At 65.6% G+C, this 22,495-nt stretch carries 15 protein-coding genes; 8 read left to right on the top strand and 7 right to left on the bottom strand.

Annotation, left to right across the window (positions count from 1 at the left end; all coding sequences use genetic code 11):
* Nucleotides 1–159 precede the first annotated feature (159 nt).
* The 8 genes from KUV81_RS02695 to KUV81_RS02730 all read left to right on the top strand — a co-directional run bounded on the left by KUV81_RS02695 (nt 160) and on the right by KUV81_RS02730 (nt 10,005).
* A complete protein-coding gene (locus KUV81_RS02695) occupies nt 160–1,821 on the top strand; it encodes an NAD(P)H-dependent oxidoreductase subunit E (RefSeq protein ID WP_222542303.1) in 1,662 nt (553 codons plus the stop codon).
* On the top strand, nt 1,821–4,550 hold the full coding sequence (gene fdhF, locus KUV81_RS02700) for a formate dehydrogenase subunit alpha (protein WP_222542304.1): 2,730 nt from the start codon (nt 1,821–1,823) through the stop codon (nt 4,548–4,550). Before KUV81_RS02695 ends, fdhF begins: the two co-directional genes overlap by 1 nt.
* A 74-nt stretch (nt 4,551–4,624) precedes the next feature.
* Complete coding sequence (locus KUV81_RS02705) at nt 4,625–6,670, top strand: alkyl/aryl-sulfatase (RefSeq protein WP_222542305.1); 2,046 nt, start codon at nt 4,625–4,627, stop codon at nt 6,668–6,670.
* A gap of 9 nt (nt 6,671–6,679) precedes the next feature.
* The gene (locus KUV81_RS02710; RefSeq protein ID WP_222542306.1) at nt 6,680–6,841 is read left to right on the top strand and encodes a hypothetical protein; all 162 of its coding nucleotides are present in this window, start codon (nt 6,680–6,682) and stop codon (nt 6,839–6,841) included.
* A complete protein-coding gene (locus KUV81_RS02715) occupies nt 6,841–7,311 on the top strand; it encodes a hypothetical protein (RefSeq protein WP_409995555.1) in 471 nt (156 codons plus the stop codon). Before KUV81_RS02710 ends, KUV81_RS02715 begins: the two co-directional genes overlap by 1 nt.
* An 86-nt stretch (nt 7,312–7,397) precedes the next feature.
* Nucleotides 7,398–8,804, top strand: a complete 1,407-nt coding sequence (locus KUV81_RS02720) for an MBL fold metallo-hydrolase RNA specificity domain-containing protein (RefSeq protein WP_222542308.1) — start codon at nt 7,398–7,400, stop codon at nt 8,802–8,804.
* 80 nt (nt 8,805–8,884) lie between these two features.
* Nucleotides 8,885–9,532, top strand: a complete 648-nt coding sequence (locus tag KUV81_RS02725) for an MBL fold metallo-hydrolase (RefSeq protein WP_222542309.1) — start codon at nt 8,885–8,887, stop codon at nt 9,530–9,532.
* An 8-nt stretch (nt 9,533–9,540) separates the two neighbouring features.
* Nucleotides 9,541–10,005, top strand: a complete 465-nt coding sequence (locus KUV81_RS02730) for a hypothetical protein (RefSeq protein ID WP_222542310.1) — start codon at nt 9,541–9,543, stop codon at nt 10,003–10,005.
* A gap of 65 nt (nt 10,006–10,070) precedes the next feature.
* Here the strand turns inward: KUV81_RS02730 and KUV81_RS02735 are convergent, their stop codons facing one another.
* The 7 genes from KUV81_RS02735 to KUV81_RS02765 all read right to left on the bottom strand — a co-directional run bounded on the left by KUV81_RS02735 (nt 10,071) and on the right by KUV81_RS02765 (nt 22,362).
* Nucleotides 10,071–11,204, bottom strand: coding sequence for a glycerate kinase (locus tag KUV81_RS02735; protein WP_222542311.1), 1,134 nt, complete (start codon nt 11,202–11,204; stop codon nt 10,071–10,073).
* 85 nt (nt 11,205–11,289) lie between these two features.
* Nucleotides 11,290–12,210, bottom strand: a complete 921-nt coding sequence (locus tag KUV81_RS02740) for a LysR family transcriptional regulator (protein ID WP_222542312.1) — start codon at nt 12,208–12,210, stop codon at nt 11,290–11,292.
* A gap of 148 nt (nt 12,211–12,358) precedes the next feature.
* The gene (locus KUV81_RS02745; protein WP_222542313.1) at nt 12,359–14,347 is read right to left on the bottom strand and encodes an MtrB/PioB family decaheme-associated outer membrane protein; all 1,989 of its coding nucleotides are present in this window, start codon (nt 14,345–14,347) and stop codon (nt 12,359–12,361) included.
* 12 nt (nt 14,348–14,359) lie between these two features.
* Nucleotides 14,360–15,310: a DmsE family decaheme c-type cytochrome gene (locus KUV81_RS02750; RefSeq protein WP_222542314.1), complete on the bottom strand. Its 951-nt coding sequence runs from the start codon at nt 15,308–15,310 to the stop codon at nt 14,360–14,362.
* A 60-nt stretch (nt 15,311–15,370) separates the two neighbouring features.
* The gene (locus KUV81_RS02755) at nt 15,371–17,299 is read right to left on the bottom strand and encodes an OmcA/MtrC family decaheme c-type cytochrome (protein ID WP_222542315.1); all 1,929 of its coding nucleotides are present in this window, start codon (nt 17,297–17,299) and stop codon (nt 15,371–15,373) included.
* 288 nt (nt 17,300–17,587) lie between these two features.
* A complete protein-coding gene (locus tag KUV81_RS02760) occupies nt 17,588–19,798 on the bottom strand; it encodes a multiheme c-type cytochrome (RefSeq protein ID WP_222542316.1) in 2,211 nt (736 codons plus the stop codon).
* Nucleotides 19,799–20,238: 440 nt separating this feature from the next.
* On the bottom strand, nt 20,239–22,362 hold the full coding sequence (locus KUV81_RS02765) for an OmcA/MtrC family decaheme c-type cytochrome (protein ID WP_222542317.1): 2,124 nt from the start codon (nt 22,360–22,362) through the stop codon (nt 20,239–20,241).
* Between the last annotated feature and the right edge of the window lie 133 nt (nt 22,363–22,495).

The following is a 22,495-nucleotide window of genomic DNA, read 5'->3' on the forward strand; positions in this document are numbered from 1 at the left end:
TTTCGACGGCGGTTCAACCCCGCACACACTGTGGATAGGGGGCCGGTTTGGGTCGAAATTCCTTATCCGCAGCTGGTCAGGGTTGTGATAAAGCTTGGGTTTGTGCGCTAATTGACCCAGGAAAGCCTAATAAAAACAAGAACCCAAAACGGGGGCACCATGGCAAGAGGCAGCAAGGCGGGCAAGGGGCGACAGCCGTCCCCCGAGGCCCAGGCACGAGTCGAACGGCTACTGGGCGGCGAGGCGCTTCGGCGCGACCGCCTGTTGGAGTACCTGCACGTCATCCAGGACAGCGAAGGCCACCTGAGCGCCGCCAACCTGGTGGCTTTGGCTCAGATGATGAAGCTGACGCCGGTGGAGGTGTACGAGGTGGCCAGCTTCTACCACCACTTTGATGTGGTGCGGGAGGGGGAGCGCCCACCGCCGCCCCTCACGGTGCGGGTCTGCCAGTCCCTAAGCTGTGCCATGGCGGACGCCAAGGGGCTGACCGCTGCCCTGACCGAGGCCCTGGGCCCCGATGTGCGGGTGCAGGAGGTGCCCTGCGTGGGCCGCTGCGCCAAGGCGCCGGTGGCGGTGGTGGGGCAAAAGCCGGTGGAGCGGGCCACCCCGGCGCTGGTCAGTGCCCTGGTGATGGCCGGCGACACCGAGGACCCCCGTCCCGACGCCACCCTCTCCCTGGAGGGCTACCTGGCCCAGGGGGGCTACCGTCTGCTGGAGGCCTGCTACCAGGGGGAGCGCACCCCGGAGTCGGTGATCCAGACCCTGGAGCACTCCGGGCTTCGGGGGCTGGGGGGCGCGGGTTTCCCGGTGGGTCGCAAATGGCGCACCGTGGCTGAGCAGCCCGGTCCTCGGCTGATGGCGGTCAACGTCGATGAGGGGGAGCCGGGCACCTTCAAGGACCGGCATTATCTCGAGCGGGACCCCCACCGCTTTGTCGAGGGGATGCTGGTGGCCGCCTGGGCGGTGGGCATTGAGAGCATCTATCTCTACGTGCGCGACGAGTACCCCGCCTGCCGCCGTTTGCTGGAGGAGGCGGTCTCCCAGGCCGCCATCCGCTACCCCCAGGCGCCGCCCATGGAGCTGCGCCGGGGCGCCGGGGCCTACGTCTGTGGCGAGGAGTCGGCGATGATCGAGTCCATCGAGGGCAAGCGGGGCCTGCCGCGCCTGCGGCCCCCCTTCGTCGCCGAGGTGGGGCTATTTGGTCGCCCTACCTTGGAGCACAACCTGGAGTCCCTCTACTGGGTGCGGGACATGCTGGAGCGGGGCCCGGAGTGGTTTCTCTCCCACGGGCGCCACGGTCGCAAGGGGCTGCGCTCCTTCTCCGTCAGCGGTCGGGTCAAGCGCCCGGGGGTCTACCTGGCCCCGGCGGGGATCACCCTAAACGAGTTGGTGAGCGAGTACTGCGGCGGCATGGCACAGGGTCACGAACTCTACGGCTACTTCCCCGGCGGCGCTTCCGGCGGCATTCTCAACGCCCATCAGGCGGACATCCCCCTGGATTTCGACACCCTGCAACCCCACGGCTGCTTTATCGGCTCCGCCGCCATCGTGGTGTTCTCCCAGCAGGACCGCGCCCGGGATCTGGCCCAGAACGCCATCGCCTTCTTTGCCGAGGAGTCCTGCGGCCAGTGCACCCCCTGTCGGCTGGGCTGCCATCGACTCGACCGGATGATGGCCGAGCCAGTCTGGGACGCCGAGCCCATGGCGCAGCTCGCCCAGGTGATGCGGGACGCCTCCATCTGTGGCCTGGGCCAGGCCGCACCCAACCCGGCCCGCTCGGTGCTGGCCAACTTTCCCGATGAAGTGGGAGGGCAACGCTGATGACCCTGACATTGACCTTTAACGGCAAAGCGGTTGAGGCACAGCCCGGCGAGAGCCTGCTCAGCCTGGCCCGCCGCCAGGGGGCCGAGGTGCCCACCCTGTGTTACCAGCCGGGCCAGCCGGCCCAGGGCAACTGCCGCGCCTGCATGGTGGAGGTGGAGGGGGAGCGCACCCTGGCCGCCGCCTGTTGTCGCCAGGTGCAGCCCGGCATGGTGGTGCACAGCGACAGTGAGCGAGCCATCGCCGCCCAGCAAGAGGTGCTGGCGCTGCTGGCCGAGCAGACCCCGGCGGCCCTGACCGATCCCGACTCCGAGCTGCGCCACTGGGTGGCGGCGATGGACGTCCGGGTGGGGACACCGCCTCGCCCCTCAGGCGGCGAGGCGGATCTCAGCCACAGTGCCATCAGCCTGGACTGGGACGCCTGCATCCACTGCAACCGCTGCGTCCAGGCGTGCCGCGATGTGCAGGTCAACGACGTGCTGGGGATGGCCCAGCGGGGCCACCACGCCAAGGTGGTGTTCGATCTGGACGACCCCATCGGTGACAGCAGCTGCGTGGCCTGCGGCGAGTGCATCCAGGCCTGCCCCACCGGTGCCCTCAAAGAGACCGCCCTGCGAACCGAGCCCGAGTCACAGAGCCCCGAGCGCCGGGTGGACTCCCTCTGCCCCTTCTGCGGGGTGGGCTGCGCCGTCACCTACCGGGTGCGCGACGAGCGGATCATCGCCGTCGAGGGGCGCGATGGGCCGGCCAACGCCGGCCGACTCTGCGTTAAGGGCCGCTTCGGCTTCGACTACGTCCACCACAAAGATCGGCTGACGGTGCCCCTGGTGCGCCGGGATGACGCCCCAAAAGACCCGACCCTCTTGGAGGGCGGCGACGTGCGGGCCCAGTTCCGCGAAGCCAGCTGGGAGGAGGCCCTGGAGCGGGCCATCTCTGGCCTGAACCGCATCAAGGCCCAGGCGGGCCCCGCTGCCCTGGCGGGACTGGGGTCGGCCAAGGGCAGCAACGAGGAGGCCTACCTGTTCCAGAAGCTGGTTCGCACCGGCTTTGGCAGCAACAACGTGGATCACTGCACCCGGCTGTGCCACGCCAGCTCGGTGGCGGCCCTGATGGAGGGGGTGGGCTCCGCGGCGGTCTCCAACCCGGTTAAGGAGGTGCTGGAGACCGAGGTGATCTTCATCATGGGCGCCAACCCCAGCGCCAACCACCCGGTGGCGGCCAGCTGGATGAAAAACGCCATCCAGGGGGGCGCCCGACTTATCCTGCTGGACCCCCGGGCCACCGAGCTGGCCCGGCTGGCGGAGCACCACCTGGCCTTCGCCCCCGGTGCCGACGTGGCCCTGCTCAGCGCCATGATCCACACGGTGCTGGAGGAGGAGCTGGTGGACCGCGCCTTTGTCGAAGCGCGGGTGGAGGAGGTGGAGGCGATCCGCGCCCAGGTGGCTCACTGCAGCCCCGAGGCGATGGCCGAGCGGTGCGCCGTGCCCGCCGAGTCGATCCGCGCCGCCGCCCGGGCCTACGCCCAGGCGGACCGGGCGATGATGTTCTGGGCCATGGGGGTGACTCAGCACGCCCACGGTACCGACAACGTCCGCTGCCTCATCACCCTGTGCATGCTCACCGGCCAGATTGGCCGCCCCGGCACCGGGCTGCACCCTCTGCGGGGTCAGAACAACGTCCAGGGCGCGTCGGATGCGGGCCTCATTCCCATGTGCCTGCCGGATTACCAGCGGGTGGACGATAAGGCCTGCCGGGCCCGCTTCGAGGCCGCCTGGGGCCAGGGGCTGGATCCGAACCCGGGGCTCACCGTGGTGGAGATGATGCACGCCGCCAAGGCGGGGGATCTCAAGGGGATGTACATCCTGGGGGAGAACCCGGCGATGTCCGATCCGGACCTCAACCACAGCCGGGCGGCGCTGGCGGCCCTGGAGCACCTGGTGGTGCAGGATCTCTTCCTCACCGAAACCGCCGCCCTGGCGGACGTGGTGTTGCCCGCCTCGGCCTTTGCCGAAAAGGCCGGCAGCTACACCAACACCGACCGCCGGGTGCAGCTGGGGCGACCGGTGCTGCCCCTGCCGGGTCAGGCCCGACAGGACTGGGCCCTGGTGCAGACCATCGCCCGGGGCATGGGGCTTGAGTGGGACTACGCCGACGTGGCGGCGGTGTACCGGGAGATGCAAAGCCTGATGCCCACCCTGGCGGGGATCCCCTACGAGCGCCTGGCGCACGAGGAGTCGGTGACCTACCCCTGCGCCGAGCCCGACGCACCGGGCCAGACGGTGCTCTTTACCGAGCGCTTCAACACCGCCAGCGGCCGGGCTCGCCTGGTGCCGGTGGCCCTGCCCGAGGCGGGGGAGGCGGTGGACGAGGACTACCCCTTTACCCTGATCACCGGCCGCCAGCTGGAGCATTGGCACACCGGCTCCATGACCCGCCGCAGTCGGGTGTTGGACGCGGTGGAGCCCGATGCCGTGGTGGCGCTGCACCCGGACGACATGGCGCGGCTTAACGTGGAAGCGGGTCAGACCCTGGCGCTGCGCTCCCGTCGTGGCCAGCTGGTGGCCTGGGTGCGGCCGGATCCGGGACTGCGGGTGGGGGACTGCTTTATGCCCTTCGCCTTTGCCGAGGCGGCGGCCAACCTGCTGACCCGGGATGCGCTGGACCCCATGGCTCGCATCGCGGCGCTCAAGATCTGCGCCGTGGCCCTGCAACCGGTAAGCGAGGCTTAATCCACACCTAAGCGTGGCTTAATGATTCCGTCGGTGAATTGACCGAGGTTTGGGTTGACGGCAACGGAGGCCCCATGACCCAAACCCAGTATCGCACCGCACTGATTCTTCTGGTTCTGCTCCTGCTCGGCTGGCTCTGGCTGGGCGGGGATGAGCCGGTTCCCGAGCCCCAGGGGGCCAGCGAGCACACCCGGGCCTTTCAGCAGCAGGTGCGGGCCACGCTGCCCATGGCCGATACCGGCGACTTTGACCGGGCCCAGCGGGGGCTCATTGCCCAGGCCGAGCAGCTGGCGATCCGCAACGACGCCGGCGAGCTGGTGTGGGAGCTGGGGGGCTACGACTTTCTCGCCGGGGCGGACCCGGACAGCGTTCACCCCAGTCTGCTGCGCCAGGCCCGGCTCAACCTGCACCACGGCCTCTACCAGGTCACCGAGGGGATCTACCAGGTGCGGGGTTACGACCTGGCCAACCTCACCTTCGTCCGCTCCGACAGCGGCTGGATCGTCTTTGATGCCCTGACGGTGCCGGAAACCGCCCGGGCCGCCTACGCCCTGGTGACCGAGCACCTGGGCCATCGGCCCATTAAGGCGGTGGTGATCAGCCACACCCATGCGGATCACTTCGGCGGCATCGAGGGGCTCATCAGCCAGGCCCAGCTGGACAGCGGCGAGGTGGAGCTTATCGTGCCCGCCGGCTTTATCGGCCACGCCGTGGCGGAGAACGTGCTGGCGGGCAACGTGATGGCCCGCCGGGCCAGCTTCCAGTACGGCAACATCCTGGCCAAGGGCCCCCGGGGCCAGGTGGACGCCGCCATCGGCAAGGGGCTGCCCCGGGGGCGGGTGGGGATCCTGCCCCCCACCCGGGAGATCACCCAGCCCATCGAAACCCTCACCATCGACGGCGTCACCCTGGTGATGCAGAACACCCCGGGCACAGAGGCCCCGGCGGAGATGAACACCTTCCTGCCCCAGTTCGACACCTTCTGGGCGGCGGAGAACACCATCGGCGCCCTGCACAACCTCTACACCCTGCGCGGGGCGCCGGTGCGCGATGCCCTGGGCTGGAGCCAGTACATCAACCAGGCCCTGCACCGGTTCGGCAAGCGTGCCGAGGTGCTGATGGCCAGCCACTCCTGGCCTCGCTGGGGCAACGCCGAGATCGTCGAGTTCCTGGAGAAGCAGCGGGACCTCTACGGCTACCTCCACGACGAGGCGCTGCGCCTGGCCAACCACGGGGTCACCATCAACGAGATCCAGGACGAGTTCACCGTCCCGCCGGTGCTGGCCCAGGCCTGGTACAACCGGGGCTACCACGGCAGCTACCACCGCAACGCCAAGGCGGTGCTAAACCGCTACCTGGGCTACTCCGACATGAACCCGGCCACCCTGCTGGCCCTGTCGCCCGGCGACTCTGCGCCGCGCTACGTGGCCGCCATGGGCGGGCTGGCGTCGGTGCTGGCGCTGGGCCGCACGGCGTTTGAGGCCGGGGAGTACCGCTGGTGTGCCGAGCTGGTGAACAAGGCGGTGTTTGCCCATCCGGACAGCAGCGAGGCCCGTCACCTGCAGGCGGATTGCCTGGAGCAGCTGGGCTACCAGAGCGAGTCGGCGGGGGAGCGCAACAGCTTCCTGGTGGCGGCCCAGGAGCTGCGCCAGGGGATGCAGCCCACCGAGGCGATGACCGCCCCCTCGGAGCGGATCGCCGCGGTGCTGCCGGTGCCCGACTTTCTCAACCTGCTGGGGGTGCACCTGAACGGCCCCGAGGTGGCCGAGGCGGGATTCGAGTTCACCATGAACCTGGTGCTGCCGGACGTGGACGAGCGCTACCTGGTGGCGCTCAATAACGCCCACCTCAGCCACATCGAGGGCTACCAGGACCCGGAGGCGGACCTGACCCTGACCCTCGACCGTGCCGATTTGTCCCGACTGCTGCAGGACCCCACCACCCTGGCGGGTCTGGCCTGGGACGGGGCCATCGAGTACCAGGGGGATTTGACGGTGCTGGCCCGCCTGGCCCTCTACCTGGACCGCTTCGACCCCTGGTTTGAGATCATTGCCCCCAACGACCACAGTGAGGTGAGTCAGGGGCGCGCCGCCACCGGCACCAGCCCCATCAACCGATAGGAGCAGGCGATGCAACTTTTTGGCGCCCAGGGGGCGGGCTCCGCCGCCATCGAAGTGGCCCTGAACCAGGCCGGCGTGGCCTACCGGCTCATCGAAGCCGCCACCTGGGAGCCGGACTCCGAGTTGGCCCGCCTGCGCCGGCAAAACCCCTGCAGCAGATCCCCACCCTGATCTGGCCCGACGGCACCGTGATGAGCGAAAGCTCCGCCATCTTGCTCACCCTGGCGGAGCGATACCCCGACGCTAGCCTGATCCCCCGGGCACCGGAGGCGCGGGCCATGACCCTGCAGGGGCTCATCTACCTGGTCAGCAACTGCTACAGCGCCATCGGCGTGGTGGATTACCCGGAGCGCTTCACCACCGCCACCGATCCGGCGGAGCGCGACCGGGTCAAGGCCGGGGCCACCGCCCGGCTGCACCACTGCTGGCGGGTGGCCGCCGAGCGCTTCGACCCGGCGCTCTTTTGGGTGGGGGAGAAGCCCAGCGCCTTCGGCCTGCTGGCCTCCGTGGTTTCCCGCTGGTCCGGTGGACGCGAGGCATTGGCAAGCCACGCCCCCCACTGGCTGGCGGCATTGGTGGCGCTGGACGCGCAAGAGCCGGCCCGTCGAGTCTTTGTCCGGCACTGGCCCGAAGCGGACTAGACGCTTTTCGCCCTTTTGCTGATCTGGCTCACTGGGGCAGGGCGCTGTCGGGCCTAGACTCAGACAGAGGGGCAAGGAGCGGCGCGATGATCACACTGACCTGCCACGGCGCGGCCACCGAGGTGACCGGCAGCCGACACCTGCTGACGGTAAACGACCAACGGGTGCTGCTCGATTGCGGCATGCACCAGGGGCGAGACCTGGCCAAGCGCTTAAAGCGGGACAGCTTGCCCTTCAAGGCCCGGCAACTGGACGCCGTGGTGCTCTCCCACGCCCACCTGGACCACTCCGGGGCCCTGCCCAGGCTGCTGCGCCGGGGCTACCGCGGCCCCATCTACTGCACCGGCGCCACCTTGAACCTGCTGGCGGTGCTGCTCAAAGACGCCTGCAACCTCTACCTCAAGGATCTGGAGCGGGACAACCTGGTGCGCAAACGCCGGGGCCAGAAAACCCAGAACCCGGTGTACGACATGGAGGACGTGCTGGCGGTGCTGGAGGCTTGCCAAGTGGTGCCCTACAACCTGGCCACCGCCATCGGCCCGGGGATCACCCTGACCCTGCTGGACGCCGGCCACATCCTGGGGGCGGCCATGGTGCACCTGGCCCTGGACGACGGCCAGGGCGCGCCGCTGCGACTGCTGTTCTCCGGTGACATCGGCAACGCCGACTCCCCCCTGATGCGCGATCCCGCCCCCCGGCCCGAGGTGGACTGGGTGATGATGGAGAGCACCTACGGCAACCGCAACCACCGCAGCTACCCGGCCACGTTGGCGGAGCTGGAGACGGTGCTGGAGGCGGCCCGGGGTGGGGTGGTGCTGGTGCCGGCCTTTGCCGTGGGCCGCACCCAGGAGGTGCTGTTCCAGCTCGGCTGCTTCTACCACCAGGGCAAGCTGACCGGCTGGCACGTGGTGCTGGACAGCCCCATGGCCATCGAGGTGACCCAGATCTACGACCAGTGGCTGGAGCTGATGGACCCGGAGGACTTGGCGATGCTCAGCCGCGAGGGCAGTGCCACCCTGGAGGCCTTCCTGCCCTGTTTGCACCTGACCCAGAACACCGACGAGTCCATGGGGCTCAACCGCATCAACCAGGGGCTCATCATCATCGCCGGCAGCGGCATGTGCAACGGCGGGCGGATCCTCCACCACCTCAAGCACCGGATCTGGGACGATCGCACCCACCTGCTGTTCACCGGTTTCCAGGCCCGGGGCACCCTGGGCCGGCAGCTGGTGGAGGGGGAGAAACGGGTGAAGCTGTTTGGCCAGCCCTATGCGGTGCGGGCCCAGGTGCACACCCTGGGGGGCTTCTCCGCGCACGCCGATCAGCGCCAGCTGTTGGCCTGGCTGGCGGACTTTCCTGGCCCGCGGCCCAAGGTGTTGCTGGTGCACGGGGAGGAGGGGGCCCAGTTGGCCCTCAAAGCCACCATCGAAGCGCAGTTGGGCCACCAGGTGGCCATCCCCGAACCCGGGCAGACTCGGGTGCTGCGTTCGTGATCCGACCGCGGCCAAAGGCCTAGGGCGGGCAGGGACTTTTTGGTATTCTCGGGGCACTGCCCCGCAACGCGAGTTTACCGATGAAATATCAGATCATTCCGGTCACCCCTTTTCAGCAAAACTGCTCCCTGGTGTGGTGTGAGAAAACCCTCAAGGGCGCGGTGATCGATCCCGGTGGCGATCTGGAACGGATCCAGGCGGTGATCCGCGAACGGGGCGTCACCGTGGAGAAAGTGCTGCTGACCCATGGCCACATCGATCACGCCGGTGGGGCGGACCTGCTGGCCCAGGCCCTGGAGGTCGGTATTGAAGGCCCCCACAAGGCCGACCAGTTCTGGCTCGATGGCCTGGCCAACCAGTCACAGATGTTCGGTTTTCCGGTCATTGCCACCTTCAGCCCCGGCCGCTACCTGGCCGACGGCGACCGCGTGGAATTCGGTGAACAGGCCCTGGAGGTGCTGCACACCCCGGGCCACACCCCGGGCCACGTGGTGTTCTTCCACCGCGAGGAGAAGCTGGCCTTCGTCGGCGATGTGCTGTTCCACGGCTCCATCGGTCGCACCGACTTCCCCCAATCCGATCACCAAACCCTGCTGCACTCCATCACCCAGAAGCTCTGGCCTCTGGGCGGTGAAGTCAGCTTCATCCCGGGCCACGGCCCCGGCGCCACCTTTGCCGATGAGCGCCGCAGCAACCCCTTTGTCGCAGACCAAGTACTTCAAGGATAATCACAAGAATGAAGCCGTATCTTGTTGCCGCCGCCCTGGCGGCCGCCACCGCGTTGCCCGCCGCCGCCCTGGAGATGGGCCAGCCGTTGCCCTACCTGACCCTGGAAGACCAGCACGGGGGCAGCCACGCCCTGACGGGGGAGCTGGACACCCTGATCTTCACCCGTGACAAGGCCGGCAGCGATGTGGCCACCGCCGCCCTGGACGGGGTGGAGCAGGCCCAGATGGAAGCCAGCCGCACCGTCTACGTGGCGGACATCAGCATCATGCCCTCCATCATCACCTCCATGTTTGCCCTGCCCAAGATGCGCAAGCAGCCCTGGCTGACCCTGATGGACAACAAGGGGGACGCCACCGCCACCTTCCCCCACCAGGCCAACGAGGTGACCCTGGTGCGCTTCGACGGCGGTCAGGTGAGCGAGATCCGCTTCTTCACCGACAGCGATGAGCTGAAGGACGCCCTGGCCCTGTAACCGACGGCCAGACGCAAAAAAGCCCGCTCACTGAGCGGGCTTTTTAGTGCCTAGATGGTGGGGCTTTAGGGGCGCAGGGTGTAGAGCGCGGCGATGTTGCGGGCCGCCTGACGCAGGAAGGGGCGGGCCTCCACCAGGGCTTCGGCCAGGGTCAGGGGGCGGGGCAGGATGGAGAACACCGCATCGATGCCGTGCTCATGCACCACCGCCACGTCGTCGCTGACGCTGCCGGCCAGGCCGACCACCGGGATCCCATGGGCCTTGGCCCGCTTGGCCACCCCCATGGGGGTCTTGCCGTGGATGGTCTGGCTGTCGATGCGCCCCTCGCCGGTGATCACCAGATCGGCGCCGGCCAGGTGCGCCTCCAGACCCACGGTGTCCAGCACGATGTCGATGCCCGGGCGCAGGGTGGCGCCGAGAAACGCCAGGGCCGCCGCCCCCATGCCACCGGCGGCGCCGGCACCGGCCTGGTGGGCCACCGACTGACCCAGCTGGGCCTCCAAACACTCGGCGTAATGGGCCAGGGCCGCGTCCAGCTCCGCCACCACCGCGTCACTGGCGCCCTTTTGCGGGCCAAACACCGCCGAGGCGCCCTTGGGGCCACACAGGGGGTTGTCCACGTCGCAGGCCACCTCGACCGTCAGCTGACCCAGGCGCGGATCCAGGTGGCGGGTGTCGATGCGGGCCAGCTGGGCCAGGGCGGCTCCGCCCCGGGCCAGGGGCTGACCCTCGGCGTCGAACAGCTCGGCCCCCAGGGCCTGGGCCATGCCGGCCCCGCCGTCGTTGGTGGCGCTGCCGCCGAGGCCCAGGATAAGGTGGGTGACCCCCAACTCCAGCGCCGCGCGGATAAGCTCACCGGTGCCATAGGTGGTGGTGATCCGCGGATCCCGATCCTCGGGGGCCACCAGGTGCAGCCCGGAGGCTTCCGCCATCTCCACCACGGCGGTTTGGCCATCCCCCAGCAGGGCAAAGCGCGCTTCCACCGGTTGGCCCAGGGGCCCGGTGACGGTGCGCTGTTCGTAGCGGCCGCCGGTGGCGTCCACCATCGCCTGCACCGTGCCTTCACCGCCGTCCGCCACCGGCACCTTCACCACCTGGGCCTGGGGCAGCGCCTGCTTGAGGCCCGCTTCGATTTCGGTGGCCACTTCCAGCGCGGAAAGGCTCTCTTTGTAGGAATCCGGTGCGACGACGATTTTCACGGTGCTCTCCTCGGGTTATCTGGCGGGCATTATGACCGAAACTGGGATCCGCCTCTCGGTTTGACCGCACAAAACTGAACTCGCCTCAGGATGGGTCCGGGCCGCCTACCAGGGCCTTCAACGTGGCCCGCAACCACTGGATCCCGGCGTCCTGCTCGGCACTGACGTGCCAGTTCAGATGGACCTGCAATGGCGCCATGGCGAAGGGCAGGGGATAGAGGCTCAGGGCCAGGCGTTCGGCCCACTGCTCGGCCAGGCGCTGGGGGCAGCTGCACAGCAGGTTGGTCTCGGAGGCGGCCACCAGCAGGTGCAGCATGGAGTCGCTCTCGTAGGCCAGCTGGCGCACCGGCAGGGCCTCCTGCACCAGGGAGCTCAAGAACAGGGTATTGAGCCGTCGGCTGCGCAGGGCGGTGTGCTTCTCGGCAAAGTACTGGTCGAAGTCGAGGCTGCCCTGGACTCGCGGATGATCCCGCCGGGCCGCCACCACCAACTGCTCGGCAAACACCAGCTCCTGGCGGATGGAGGGGTGGCCGCTTTGCACGGTGCCGATAAAGAGATCCACCTGGCGGTCGCACAGCTGCTGCTCCAGCAGGCTGGGGTCGTCATCGTGGGGCAGCAGACTCAGCTGCACCCCCCAGCCCTGCTCCTCGGCCATGCGCTGGAAGCGGGGAAAGACCACCAGGTCCAGCATGCTGGGGCCGGCCAGGGTAAAACGGCGCTGGCTTGAGTGGGGGGCGAAGGCCACCTGACTCTCCAGCCCCAGGCGCAGCTCCTTGAGGGCGTCGGCCACGTGGCGGTGCAGGTTGTGGGCTGCCTGGGTGGGCACGATGCCCCGTCCCTGGCGGACAAACAGCGGGTCCGACACCAGGGCCTTGAGCCGGGAGATCCCCTGGCTGACCGCGGCGGGGGTCATGTCCAGGCGCTCGGCGGCGCCGCTGACGGAGCCGGCCACCATCACGGCATCGAAGGTGACCAGCAGGTTGAGATCGAATTGGCGCAGATCCATGGCGCGGCCTTGGTTGGGGCGTGATGGACTCAGCTTACCCCGAGCATGGGGAGATTGCCCAGTCTGGCCAAGGGGTTAGCCTGGAGTGTGCCGACCGGGCATAAAAAAAGCCGCCCCGAAGGGCGGCTCACTCTGAGTACGGACTCCCTTACAGGGCGTACTTGAAGGAGAGCATCACCATGTGCGCGTTGTAGTTGTGGCCCTGGTACCCCAGAGAGGTCAGGCCGGACACGCTGTCGATGCCCACTTCGGCGTAGTCGGTGTCCTGGTAGCGCTCGTACAGGTAGTCGAGGCGCAGGCCCATCCGCTCGCTCAGCGCATAGTCACCATAGAAGTTGATGCTGTGGCTGGTGGCGAAGTAGTCGTCGTACGGGTTGCTCACACCGGAGGTGATCACGGTGTCGCTGACGGAGTCGGCGTACAGGTAGTCACCACCGATCACCAGCTTGTCGGCCAGCAGGCCGCCGTAGCTGAAGCCCACACCGGCGTGGACAAAGCTGTCCTCGATGTCGGCAAACCAGCTGGCGGAACCGGTGCCACCGTAGGCGCCGGCCTGGGCAGACTCGATCCACTGCTGGCCACCGAAGGCGTGCAGGTTCAGCTGCTCGGTGGCGGCCCAGTTGACCCCCAGGTCGTAGCCGTAGTCCTTGGACTCGGTCAGGCCGATTTCAGACTCGCTGTAATCGTCCTTGGCGTAGCGACCGGTGAAGTCGATGGACAGGCTGGCCAGCGGGGTGTGGGTGATCCGCAGCTCCGCTTCGGTGCGCTCGCGATCGGCCAGGTAGTAGCGACGCAGCAGCGCGTTGTCCTCGGAGGAGGTGGCGCGGCTGGCGTCGTACACGGAACCGTCACGGTTGCTGTAACCGGCCTTCAGACCGAAGTCCCAGTTCTGCAGGGCGGTCACCCGCAGGCGGGCCCATACGGCGTCTTCGTTGGTCTCTTCGCGGTCCTGCTCGGTGCGCTCCACGTCCTTACGCTCGTAGCCACCGTCGAGACGGTAGCCGGAGGCGATGCGGTAGCTGGCGCCCACTTTGTAGCTGGTGCGAGTGGTGTCGTACAGCTTCACCTCGTCCACGTCGCCGGACAGGCCATCAACGGTGATGGCGGTGCCCTGCAGCACGGTGGAGCGGTTGTCGCGGTCGCTGTGATCCACGCTGGCGGTGAGGCGCAGCTTGTTGGTCACGCTGGAGGCGACCCGGAAGTTGGCGTCCAGAGTCTGCACTTCCCCGTCGAAGCCGGCGATGCCGCCAACCTTCAGGGTGTCGTCGTTCTGGGTCATCTTGCCGGTGACCACCCGACCCGCGAAGTGGGTGCGGTTCAGGCTGTAGGCGCCGTTGACCACCACCTGGTAGGCCTCATTGCTGGGGTCCGTGGCCAGGGCGGCCGCGTTGTTGTCCAGGGTGAGGCTGGTGTCCAGGTTGTTCTCGTACTGGGAGTAGATGTAGGCCACGCCGGTGTGCCAGTTCTGGCCCGTCAGCTTGGCGCCGGCTTCCCAGCGATCGGTGGTGCTGTCCACCGGGGCGACAATGTTGGTGGCAGAGAGGCCCGCAACGGAGCTGCTCTTGGTGCCGGTCTTGTCTTCCCGCTGGAAGCTGGCGTAGGTGTTCCACAGCTCACCGCCCACATCGAAGGCGAAACCGTAGCGCTCGCGCTCCTGCTTGAGGTCCTGGCGAACCGGGCTTTCCACGTCCACCAGGGTGCTGCCGTTGGCCACGTAGCGGCTCATGGCGTCATCCTGGTTCCAGGTGGTCAGGGTGCGGTAGTTGAACTCGGCGTTCACCAGGCCGGCTTTGCCCACGGAGGCGTTGGCGCTGCCGTTACCGGTGCCCAGACGATCGGACTGGAAACGGGCGTTGTATCCGGACTCGGCGTTGTAACGCACGTCCGCGTCCAACTGGCCGACGCCGCCGTCCTCGTTGCCGCCAAAGGCGTTGGCCGCGTGGGCGTCGTCGGTGGTGACCACACCGCCGCCGACCGCCACGGAGCCCTGGTAGCCGTTGACCGGCTCACAGCGCTTACACTCCCACTTGGAGGTGTCGACCTTGTCCATGTTGGCGTTGGCCAGGCCGTAGTTGGCCATGGCCGCGCCGGAGAAGCTGGCCAGGGCCAGGGTGATCAGGTTCAAACGAAAGTTCATGATCTGTCTCCCTTAACGCTGCAGCTTAGAGCCGTTGGGATGGTTGGAACCATGCACCTGGCTGTGGCAGTTGAGGCAGCTTTTGCCCGCGGTCATGCGGTCCTGGCCAGAGTTGAACAGCGGGTTACCGCTGTGGGCACTGGCGTGACAGCTCTGACACAGTTGCGGCGCACGCTGGGTCAGCAGGGCGTCGTTGACGCTGCCGTGGGGGTTGTGACAGCTGCTGCAGTCTTCCGCCACCGGGGCGTGCTCATGCAGGAAAGGGCCGCGCTTCTCAGCGTGACACTCGTAGCAGGTGTCGTTCACCGTGGTGCTGGTCAGGGCCGCTTCGCTCATGGAACCGTGCGGGTTGTGGCAGTCGGAACAGGTCATGTCCGCCCACTTCATCGGGTGGGAGGAACGCTTGTTCATGTCCGCCTTCTGACGGGTGTGGCAGCTGGTGCAGGTTTCCACTTCGGTGTTGCGATCCAGGATCGGGTCCTGGGCCACGTGCACCTGGTGGCAAGAGGTACAGGCGACCTCTTCAAGGTTGTGCACTGAGCTGTGCCAGGCCATGCGCTCCTCGCCCTGGTGGCAGGAGAGACAGACGCTGTTCTGCTTCTCGGTGGACAGCGGGGCGTCCTGACCGAAGGTGATCATCGGCTCTTTACCGCCACGGTTGTGGGTGCCCATGGGGCCGTGACAGGCTTCACACTGGAGGCCGGCCATCGGGCTCTTGGACTGATCCGCACGGCCGTGAACGCCGTCGAAGATCTCCATCACCTTGTCGGAACGACGGTGACACATCAGGCAGTTGTCGGCGCCCTGCTTGGAGTAGTTGCCTTCGGCAAACTTCTTGTCCAGCACGGCCTCGTACTCGTCCTGAGGCATGTCGGCCCAGCTGTTCGCCGCGGCCGGGCCAGCAAGTCCCAGGGCCAGAACGGCGCTACCAAGCACGGAGGCGATCAGATGTTTTGCTTGCATAGAGATGCGTTTCCTTATCTGTGCGCGAAATCGGGAGGGCAGGGCCCTCCCGGGCTTGGATTAGAAGTCGATGACTTTGTGGTTGTGCAGCTCCGGCTTGTGGCAGGAGAAGCAGAATTCCACTTGGGCAGCGGCGTCGGCTTGGTCACGCGGGGCGTCAACCAGGCCACCACCAACGGTCTCGATGTGCTGCTTCAGGGTCTCGCCGCCGGCCAGGGTGTTGTCCGGGCTGTGGCAGGAGATACAGGTCGCGGCACGCGGAGTGCTGTAGGTGGCACCCAGGTCATCGGCACCGGTGTTGATGGAGCGCTTGTCGGCAAAGGCGTCCAGCTCGAAGCCGGTGTGGCACTGGGCACAGTCGGCAACGATCCACTGCTCACCGTGCACCTTGTGCAGCTTGAGCTCGATGGCACCCATGTTGGTCGGCGCGTAGGTGCCTTCCGGGGTGTGGCAGGAGGCACAGTCGCCCACTTTCACGTTGTCGTTCAGCACGAAACCGGTGTGGTGGCTGCCGTTGTGCAGCTGGAAGGTGTCACCGTGGCAACCCAGGCAGCTGGTGTTGTCCAGGCTGTTGTGACGCTCGGACAGAGTACCCTCTTTGGCCACGAAGGCGGTGAAGGCGTCCAGGGCGATCTTGTCAGCGCTGTCGGAACACTCAACCAGAGCACCGTTGGCGGCACAAACGCGCATGCCCACCAGGGACAGGGCGGTGTTGGCGTCGCCTGCACCGAAAGGCAGAACCTTGGTGGTGTAGGTCAGCTTGCCGGCCACGATGGCTTCGTTGATGCCGTCGGTGGTGATCTTGCCAGAGTCTTTGTCGCCGTAGCCCAGTACCGGGAACTTGGGACCGACGTTGGAGACAAATTCTGCCAGGTCGATGCTGCCAGCGATGGTGGCGGCGTCGATCTCGTTGCCGTTCTGGGTGAAGGTGACGGACACGGTGACGGTGTCGTCTTCGTTCACTACGGACTCGGCGATGTAGGCGTACTCGTCCACGATCTTGGCCTGGTCGTTGTGGCCCTTCATGTGGATGTCGTTCAGGTCACCCGGGTTGTGACAGCCGGCACAGGTGGAGTTGTCCTGGCTGGCCAGGTGGTTCAGGTGAACCACTTCTTTGCCGTCGTAACCGTTGTTGTGACAGCCGGAACAGGTTTCCTTGGTGGGAACGCGGGTCCAGTTGCCCCACTCGGCGAGTTGCTCGGACTCGACGTGACAGGCCTGACAGTTGTTCTGCAGCAGGTGCTCGGCCACTTCACCGGTGTACTCGCGATCGTTCTTGTCGGTGAAGGTCGCGGTGGTGTTGTGGATGGTGTGCACCAGGTGCTGGAAGCTGGCACGTTGACCGGTCATGCGGTCTTCGTTGTGACAGTTGATGCAGGTTTCCGCTTCGAAGTAGCTGCCGTGACGGGTGGTCAGCGGCTCGCCTTCAACGTGACAGGCGGTACAGGCGTCGTGAGAAATCACGTCCTTGGTGTACAGCGGGTTGTTGCCCTGGCCATCGAAATCCACGGAGATCTCGTTGCGTGGCACCGGGGTGCCGTCAGGCAGGGTGTTGTTGCCGGCCAGCACGTTGTAGCGCTGGGTCAGCTCGCGGTCCTGCTCGATGCCGTCGAAGGTGAAGGTGTAGTAGCCGTTGCCCAGGTCTTCGTAGACTTTGGTGCTGGCGGTGGAGGACCAGCGGGCGGAATCGCCAACCTGGTTGTAGCCTTGGGGAGTCAGCTCGTAGCCTTTGATCTCCATGCCCTGGAGGCCAACGACGGACTTGTCTTCCTCGTTGGTGGCCAGAACGGTGACGACCGGCTGACCGTCAACGTACTCAACCTTGGTCACGTCCAGGTGAAGTTGGGCGATGGACTCGGCGGGGTTGCCGCCGGGGCGGCCCTCGTCGCCGTCATTGCCATCATTGCCATCGTCGCCACAGCCCACCAGGGCGGTGGCCATGATGGCGGCACAGGCGGTGAGACGCCATTGGTGTTTATTGTTAATCATCATCTATTCCCTGCAAAAGAATATGGGGCACTCGATGTCGAGTTACCGGACCGGGGGTTCGGCCTTGGCGGCCTGTTGTTAACCCACAAAGTCACTGTGCTTTATAGCAACTTGGCTCGGCACAAACCGTGACGGAGATCAGCGATCTAGCGGCCTGTTTTCACGGCGGTTTGTAACTTTGCGCCAGACCCGAATCGAGACCGGGTTTCCCCCTCGCCGGACGCTTGTCAACGTGCAGGCGGCAAAAAAAAGCGGCCCCGAAGGGCCGCTCATTATTCACCAAATCAATCAGTTGAACTTGTGGTTCTTCTGAATGTTCTCGGCGTTGTGACAGGTAGCACAGGACTCACCGGACAGGGCAGCCTCATCGTAGCTGCCGGCCACTACGCCGCCCATGCTTTCGATGTGGGCCTTGGCGGAGTTGGCGCCGCCACCCAGGTCGTAGTAGTCGGAGACGTGACAGGAGGCACAGACACCGGCTTGCGGGCTGCTCCAGGAGTCATCGCGACGGTTCCAGCGCAGCGGAGTCTCACGAGCGTCGGTCAGGGTGTAGTTGTCGTTGTGACAGGCCTGACAGTTGGCGGAGCTCAGCAGCTGCTGTACGTCTTCACGACCGTGGGCCTTGCCGAAGGTGCCGTGGACACGAACGGCCATGCTGTTGTAGTCGCCCGCTTCGTGACACTGGGCACAGGTGGCCAGGTCGGCGTTGCGGTAGTGGTCGCTGGAGCGAACCACCATGTCGTCAGAGTGACAGGCTTGGCAGTTCTCCATGCTGGCGGCGCTGTGACGGGCGGTGCCCTCAGAGCCATCCAGGTTGAAGTACTCGGTCAGACCGGCGTTCTGGCTGACAACGCCACCACAGGCGCCTTCGCTGTCCAGCTCGCTCAGGGTGCTGCTCTTATTGCTGTAGCAGGCCTTGATGGAGGCGGTTACGGCGATGCTGGCACCGTTCTCGATGGCCGCGGCCAGGGCGGCATCGGTGACGGTGGCAGTGATGGTGCCATCGGCATTCCAGGTGCGGGTCACGGACGGACGGTACACCAGGAAGCCCTGCGGGTGGGCCGGATCGATGGCGTTGACGTACAGGTTGTTGCTGGTGACGTACTTGGCGTCAACCACAGTCTCACCCTGGGTCAGCGCCACGTTGAAGCTCAGCACGTCTTCGGCCAGGGCGAAGTTGCTGTAAGCCACGTCAATCAGCTTGGCGGCGTTGTAGGCACGCTCACGGCTCTCGGTGTCGTGGCCAGCGAAGTGACGCATGGCACCACCACGGGTGTTGCCGTTGTCGGTGCTGTGACAGCTGACACAACCGCCTTCGTTGGTGCCGTAGTGGTAGTCACCGTGGCAGTTCTGACAGCTGCGCTGATCCTGGTCGGCGAACCAATCCAGAGCGTGGATGGTCACGTTCTCCGGCAGGGTCTCCGCGTCGGTGGTGTAATCCACGTGACAGGCGTGACAGTTGGACGCCTCTTGCGGGTAGATGCCGTCCTCTTTGTTGAACTTGAGGAAGAACGCCGGGTTGGCACCGTCTTTGGCGATGGTGGACTCGAACTTGGCTACGCCGCGACGGTCCGCGTGGGTGGCGCCGGTGTGGATGGCGTGCACCAGACCTTTGATGGAGTGAGAGTACTCGATCACGTCGTCGCCGTCGGTGACGGTGCGCAGGCCGTAATCCACGTGGCAGAAGGAGCACACTTCGGTGCTGGTGCCGTAGTGGGCGTTGCTCATCCGGTAGGTGTAGTGCTCGTCACGAGCGCTCTCGTACTGGTTGGCCTTGCTGTCTTCGGCGGTGTGACAGCCGAAACAGGTCTGGTCAGCCACGACAGCCTTGGGACGCTCGGCTTCAACGTTGCCCGCTTCCCAGTAGTAGGTGGCGTAGTGGGTGCCGTCGTAGTCGGTCTTGCCGTTGGACAGGGTGCGCTGGACGCGCATCATCAGACCCTGTACCTGGCTCTCGTCGTAAGCGAAGAAGAACTCGGCGCCGCCTTCCTCTTTGGAGGTGGGCAGGGCGTGGTCCACAACGAAGCGGTACTTACCGGTTTCAATCTCCTCGACCGCACACTCGTTGTAGGGGGTGTAGGAGCTGCTGCACATGGAGGCAGAACCGCGGGTGTCGTTGCGGTGGTGGTAGCTGGCCCAGATCTCGCGGTTGAACATCGGCTCAGTCATCGGCTGAACGTCGTCACGAGCGGCTTCGCTTTCCAGGGCCATGCGACCCATCTTCAGGGTCAGGTTGTCCTGGGAGGCGCCGTAGATGGCGGCACCGTTGGTGTTCACCAGGTCAAACTCGACCACCAGCTGGTTGCTGTCGGCGTCGTACTCGGCGAACAGGTTCTGGGTGTTCAGGCTGTCGGCCTGATCGATGTGAACACCGATCGGGCCCGGCTTGCCGTCTTCGCCGTCGGAGCCGTCTTTGCCGTCGCTGCCACAACCGGCCAGCAACGCGGAAACCGCCAGCGCGGAGGCCAGCACTTTCCAGTTCTTGTTGTTTTCGATCATCTCTTTTCCCTGCAAATTGAAAAGATTTCTATTGATTGCCCACTCCAATCCCTGGGGGGAATGGGTCGATAGCAGAGTCTAGGGAAGGGGAACCAGGGGTAACGTGATCGGGATAACGGTCACCAAAGGCCTGATGTGTATTGAAAATGTTTCGATTGTCCGGTCGGACGTGAGTGCAGAATGAAAAAGCCGAGGTCAGGCGAAAGGATAGGCTGATCCCAAGCCGCTGGGTCACAGCTCGACGTTAATTCAATGGGTTAAAGGTGGTCAAAAGGTAAACGGAGGGGCGTTGAGGGATTTCTGAGAAGTGGCGCAAAGGTGAAGTGGGGCGGGTGTGAGGCCGGTCGCAAAAACGACAAGCTGAACCCTGGCAAGCCGATGATTTGTAATCCCTAAGGAGAAAAGCGGCCCGGACGGGCCGCTTTGCTTAGGGGCAGAGCTTAGTGGCTGCTGCTCCAGTTGGAGTGGGCTTTGAGGATCTGCTCACCGGTGTGACAGGTGGCACAGGTTTCCTGGCCCTGCATGTTGACGTAATCGTCGTACTGGCTGGCCGGAACGCCCAGGGTCATGATGTCACCGTCGTGGTCGATGACGCCGCCCATGCCCTTAATGTGGGCAACGGTGGAGTCACTCAGACCGTAAGGCGGTTGGTGACAGCTGATGCAAGCGGCGGTCTGCGGAGACACCAGCAGCTGCTCGTTGTCCGCACCCAGGCGCTCACCGTCGGTGGTACCGAAGGCCACCGGAGCGGCGTCAGCGGCGATGCCGTTCAGGGAGAAGCCACTGTCACCGTGACAGGTCTGGCAGTCGGTCTTCTTGAAGAAGCCACCCAGGTAGTGCTTGCTGTGAACGATGTACGCCAGGTTAGAGGAGCCTTGGCCCTTCTTGTCACGGGTACCGTTGTGGCAGCTGGCACAGCCGTCCAGATCGTTGGTGTAACGGTGGGTGATGGCGGTGGTGTGACAGGCCTGGCAGTCGCCCATCTCAGCGTGTTGGACACGCGGGGATTCAGCGACAGCGGTGCCGTCTTGAGCGAAGAAGAAGGTGTCGCTCACCAGGTAGGGCGCTTCTTGGCCCACCAGGTTGCCTTCGCCATCCACGTTACAGTCGGCGCGAACGCCGTAGCCGTCGAAGCAGACGTGGATCTGGCTGGACAGGGCGATGGTGGCGCCGGCGTCCACCAGCTCCTTCACCGCGTAGCTGTCGTCGCTGATCACGGACTTGATGCGGCCGTCACCGTTGTCGGTGAAGGTGTCGTAGCCCACTTTCTGGTAGTTCACCAGGAAGTCGTCGCCCAGGGTGCCGTTAAGCACGATGGCGCTGTTGTAGCCGCCGTACTTGTAAGGACGGGGGTCGATCTGGGCCAGGGGCACCAGCTCTTCGCCGTCCATCACCTTGAAGATGGTGGTGATGGAGAGGCCGTCCTCGGCCACGGTGATCTCGTCAAACACCACGTTCAGCTCAGTGGACTGGGCGTTGGCGTTTTGCAGGTAGTGCGCATCCTCGGCGCCACGGGCCATGCCGTCGGCGGAGTGGCAGGACTGACACTCGGTCTTGCCGCCGTGCATGTTGCCGTGACAGTTGATGCAGGTGGCGGAGTCCAGATCGGCCTTCCACAGGTCAGCCAGTTCCAGCGTTTCGCTGCTCTGGTGACAGGTCTGGCAGTTGGAGCTCATCTGCGGGTAGATCTCCGCACCCACACCATAGGTATTGTTGTGGATGTGGTGGGCCATGCCCTTGATGGAGCCGTCGTAGACGATGGTGTCGGTAACGTTACCGTCTTCGTCTTTCAGCTCTTTGCTGTAGCTGTTGTAGTCGGTGTGACAGAAGGTGCAGGACTCCAGGGTGACGTGCTTGCCACCGTGCATGGAGAGGGCGCCATCGTGACCGGGACGGTGACAGCTTTGGCAGGTTTGCTCGGCGATCAGCTCCTTGGGTCGGGCCTGCTCGGTCTCGGAGCTGGGCTGCCAGTAGTAGAAGCTGTTCTCTACCAGGGCCACGCCGTCTTTGCCGGCGGCCTTGATGCCCAGGTACAGACCGTTGGTGGCGTCCGCCTCGTAGCCGTACTCGTAGGCCAGGGTGTCGATCGCCTTGTCCAGGGTCAGGGTGTAGCTGCCGTCCTGGTTGTCCACCAGGCAGTCTTCGCAGTCACCGCCTTTGAAGTAGGAGGAGCCGGTGAAGTGGCCGTCGCCCTTGTCCTTGTTGAAGTAGCTCAGCCAGATGTCGCGGGGCTCGCCGGGGACGTCGGTGGTGCCCACCTCTTCCTCGTTGCCCAGACGGCCAAAGGAGACCGCGCCGATGTCGGCGTTGGCCAGGCCGTATACGGCGACGCCGTTGGCGTTGCTCAGGGTGAAGTTCAGCGTCAGAAAGCCCTCGGCGTCCACGGACGCGGAGCTGACTTTGGCCATCACCTGGGAGGTGTCGCTGATGTTGACGCCGACGGGACCGGGTTGGCCGTCTTCGCCGTCGCTGCCGTCTTTGCCGTCACTGCCGCAAGCGGACAGCGCGAGAGAAACCATGGCCGCGGAGGCGATGAGTTTCCAGTTTCGAGTTGTTGTTGTCATCTCTATTCCCTGCAAATGAGAAACGATGTCATATAAGTAATTGTCACGGCGGTGAATATGCCGCCGCACGCCAAGTCTACGAGGGGCCAGTCAAAATAAATGTGATGCTGTTAACAAAGGTGGTGAGATGGAA

It is taken from the genome of Ferrimonas balearica (assembly GCF_019802085.1).
Lineage (GTDB): Bacteria > Pseudomonadota > Gammaproteobacteria > Enterobacterales > Shewanellaceae > Ferrimonas > Ferrimonas balearica_B.